The organism is Actinophytocola sp., from assembly GCF_036002505.1.
Taxonomy (GTDB): domain Bacteria; phylum Actinomycetota; class Actinomycetes; order Mycobacteriales; family Pseudonocardiaceae; genus DASYTH01.
On record NZ_DASYTH010000482.1, the window covers coordinates 1 to 3,659 of the forward strand.

General features: G+C 69.3%; 4 protein-coding genes. 1 reads left to right on the forward strand and 3 read right to left on the reverse strand.

Annotated features, from left to right (window positions below):
* Positions 1–346 precede the first annotated feature (346 nt).
* Positions 347–547, forward strand: coding sequence for a hypothetical protein (locus VGR06_RS42410; protein ID WP_327564922.1), 201 nt, complete (start codon positions 347–349; stop codon positions 545–547).
* A 29-nt stretch (positions 548–576) separates the two neighbouring features.
* Here the strand turns inward: VGR06_RS42410 and VGR06_RS42415 are convergent, their stop codons facing one another.
* The 3 genes from VGR06_RS42415 to VGR06_RS42425 form a co-directional block, all read right to left on the reverse strand.
* Positions 577–1,113: a hypothetical protein gene (locus VGR06_RS42415; protein WP_327564923.1), complete on the reverse strand. Its 537-nt coding sequence runs from the start codon at positions 1,111–1,113 to the stop codon at positions 577–579.
* Entirely contained in the window at positions 1,110–1,841 is a 732-nt protein-coding gene (locus VGR06_RS42420; RefSeq protein ID WP_327564924.1) for a recombinase family protein, read from the reverse strand. The genes VGR06_RS42415 and VGR06_RS42420 overlap by 4 nt, the downstream gene beginning before the upstream one ends.
* A 577-nt stretch (positions 1,842–2,418) precedes the next feature.
* A partial coding sequence (locus VGR06_RS42425; protein ID WP_327564925.1) for an FG-GAP-like repeat-containing protein occupies positions 2,419–3,659 on the reverse strand: 1,241 nt, incomplete at its 5' end.

A 3,659-nucleotide genomic window follows, 5' to 3' on the forward strand; every position in this document is an offset into this window, starting at 1 on the left:
CGACCCGCACGGTGGTCGCGTTCTCCGGCAGGCCCATCGGCAGCCCGGGGGTGACGCCCGGCGTCTGATTGATCCCTTGGTAGTCGGCGTAGACCTGCTTCTGCTCCTCCTCGGGGAGCGCGGCCTGTCGCTCAAGCGCGGTGCCCTGATAGATCAGCATGACGTACTTCATCGCTTCCTCCTCGTCACTACCAGATGGTCGCGCAATAAGACGAACGGCGAGCCACGAAATCGACGGGTGGACACCGGAAATCTTGAGCTTCCCCGTATTGGGTGGCCGTCCAAGCGTGGATCTGGCCCCGACGAACTCCTGCTGAAGCTGGCTCTCGTCGTGGCGCTAGGTGCGATGCCAAGCAACACGCTCGAACTGTCTGGGGAACTGTCCGTCGGTGACGTCGTCGAGATCCACACCGGGCAGCGCAGCCATTGGCTGGCCTGCGACCCGGTCGGTTGGCGGCCCATCGCCGAGCCGGCCTACACCTGCGGCGAACCGCTGGCAGCGGCCGTCGTGTACCGGCACCTGGCCCGCCAACGACCTGAGCGGTAGCCCGCTTCGGCGGCGCGGCCAGCGTTACATCACCCCGTTGTTCGGCGCGTGGGTCCGGTGCCGGCCCTGCGGCACCGCAGCAGGTCGGCGTGGGAGTCGGCCACGTCGCGACGTACCGTGATCTGCACTTCCTCGAGCAGGGTGCGCAGCAGCTGTTTGCGGTCCTTGTCGGTGGTGGTGGCAGCGTGCCATACCTGGTCGAGGTCCTCGCCGAGGGCGAGGATGGCGGCGCGTTCGGCGTCGGTGAGCAGGGTGGGGCGGCGTTGTTCGCGGCGGCACAGTTCGGCTTCGGCGTCGGCGGCGGCCTGCAGGGCGGTGTTCCACTCGGCCTCCAACCCGCGGGCGACGAGCCGGTTGTCCGGGTCGACCGCGCGGTAGCGGCGCTCGGCTTTCAGCGCGGCGTCGCGGGCCTGTTCGACCTGGCGACGATGCTGGTCCAACGCGGCGTCGTAGCCGGCCTCGAGCTGCTCGGCGGCGGCCAGGCAGGCATGCAACGCCGCCGGGGACACCGCGGCGAGGAACGTCTCGGCGACGGCGGCGTCGATGGCTTGCCCACCAACGTTCATGTGCCGGGATCCCTTGCCGTCGACCAGTTCAGCCGAGCCGTGGCAGTAGTAGTTCGGCACCGACTTGGCCGGTCCGCGGTAGAACACGGCGAGCTTGCGGCCACAGTCCCCGCAGGGGGCCAGGCTCTGCAGCAACGCGGCGCCTTCCCGGACCGCGCCGGTGCCGGGCTGGTGCCGTTCCGGGCGGATGTTCTGCCCGATGCGCTGCTGGTTGGCCCGGTGGGTGTCCCAGTCGATGCCCCGCGATTTCTCTGGGTGATGAGGACCTCCCACTGGTCTTGCGGCAGGCTACGTCGCCGTGCCCGCAGCCGGCCGTCGCCGCCGACGTAGTGGTCCTGGCGTGTCCGGCCGTAGACGTAGGCGCCGGCGTAGGCGGGGTGGGTCAACGTGGTGTGTACCGCGTGGTAGGTCGGCTCCACCCAGGTGATCTCCGGGAGCCGGTCCCGCCGATAGCCGACCGGCTGCAACGGCCAGCGCAGGTTGTTGTCCTTTAGCCACAGCCAGGTAGCGCGCACCGACCCGGACACGGCGAACTGGTCGAACACCGCCCGGATGACACCGGTGACGGCCTCGTCGGGGTGGAGGCGGATCGCCCCGTCGGCCTCGCCCCAGACCAGCCCGACCGGCAGGCCGGTGCGCAGCTCGCCACGGGCGGCCTTGTTGCGGATGCCGCCGTCCAGGCGGGCCCGCAGCACGTGCAGCTCAGCCTCGCTGAGCATGCCCTTCATGCCCAGTTATCTGACCTTGATCGTCTTTTGGGGAGCCGGGTTGCAGGTCATGACGTTGATGACGCGTCTTTGACGTGGCGCGGCGCGGCGGTGGTGTTGTGATTGGCGGTGGCGGGATCGACTCAGTTGCCGATGGGCGGCGGGTCGGCGCCTGGGCGGCGGCGTAGCTCGAGGAGTTCGCCGTGCGCGACGGCGAGTTGGGCTTGGTCTCGGCGAGTTCGTGGCGCAGCTCGGTCAGGCGGGCGCTCAGGACGGCGGCGATGTTCAGCCTCGAAGGCGATGACAGCCAGGTGCGAGCACCCACACGAGACGCCAGACGGGCCCGGATCCAACGGACCAAGATGCTGAACATCCGGCCACGCCGCCGACGCCGATTACCCATGACCCGCCTCTAGTCCACGGCACCGACAACCGCGGCAGAGCCGAGCAGCAACACCCTCAATCGGCCGATGAGGGCATGCGCGCCTGCTCTCCCCCGACGCCTTTGGTGCCGTGAGGGGCTGGTGACGGCTGGCGCCGCCCAAACGCACCTGGCCCCATGGCACCGGTCGGGTGTAGCTGACAACAGAGGTCGAGGCTACTGGACGTTGCCGGTCACGCTGGCGTTGCCGCTCAGCGTGAACGTGCAGGTCTTGGTCTTGTTTCCACCGCTGGAGCACGCGCCGGACCAGATCACGTCGCGCCCGTTGGTGGCGCTGAGCGTGATCGACGTTCCCACCGTGAACGACGCCGATCCGGTGCTTCCGACCAAGACGTTGATCCCGGCCGGACTCGAAGTGATCCGCTCACCGCTTCGCCCGGTGGCGGTGACGGTTAGGGTGGCCGACTGACCGGGCGGGTTTACGGTGAGCGTTGCGGTTCGGGTGACTCCGCCCGCGCTCGCGGTGATCGTCACCGGTGTTGACATGGTGACCGCGCTCGTGGTGACAGTGAACGTCGCGCTGGTCGCCCCGACTGGCACCGTCACGCTCGCAGGCACGGACGCGGCGGGGTTGTTGCTCGACAACGCCACGGCGAAGCCGCCGGAAGGAGCCGCGGCGGTCAACGTGACCGTCCCCGTCGACGGGTTGCCGCCCACCACGCTCGACGAACTGACAGCCACCGACGACAGCGCCGCCGCCGCGGGCGGTGCCTGCGGAGTGAACCGGCGCACGGTCGAGAACGGACCCTCAACACCGGCCGAGTTGATGCCACGCACCCGCCACCAGTGCCGCCGGGACGCCAGGGTCGGCGCGGTGAACTGCGACGCCGTGACAACCTGGTCGACCACCAGCGGGCTCGAGAAGGTGCTCGAGTCGTCGATCTGGATGCGGTACGACGTCGCCGCGGTCACGTCCGTCCAGTCGAACGCGACCGGCTGCGCCGGTGTCGAGTCCTGCGCGGGACTCAGCAGCGTCGGGGCCGACGGCGTCGGCGGCGGTGTGACACCGGTCGTGTTCTGCAGCACCGCAATGCCGCTGCTCGCCCCACCCCAGGCCAACGCGATGTCAGGCCGGCCATCGCTGTTCAACGACGCCGAGAGGATCGCCACCCCGCCGATGCTGGACGCGTCCGGAGGGACCTGGTGGTTCACCGGTGACTGGAACGTGCCGTTGCCGTTGCCGTTGCGGATCTGCATCAGCCCCGAGTTGCCGTTGGCCAGGGCCATCGCGAGGTCCTGGAAGCCGTCGAGGTTGTAGTCCGCGACCGCAACGTACTGCGGCACGTTGAGGCCGGGATCGGCCAGGATCAGCGGTTGCCCGAACGCGCCATTCCCGTCGCCGAGGAGAACCGCGGTCCTGCTCCCGTTCGTTGCAATCGCCACCACGAGGTCCTGAA

Bases quoted from the DNA above. Each gene is read 5' to 3' on its own strand.
- VGR06_RS42420 (WP_327564924.1), bottom strand. From the start codon at position 1,841: ATGAAGGGCATGCTCAGCGAGGCTGAGCTGCACGTGCTGCGGGCCCGC.
- VGR06_RS42415 (WP_327564923.1), bottom strand. From the start codon at position 1,113: ATGAACGTTGGTGGGCAAGCCATCGACGCCGCCGTCGCCGAGACGTTC.
- VGR06_RS42410 (WP_327564922.1), top strand. From the start codon at position 347: ATGCCAAGCAACACGCTCGAACTGTCTGGGGAACTGTCCGTCGGTGAC.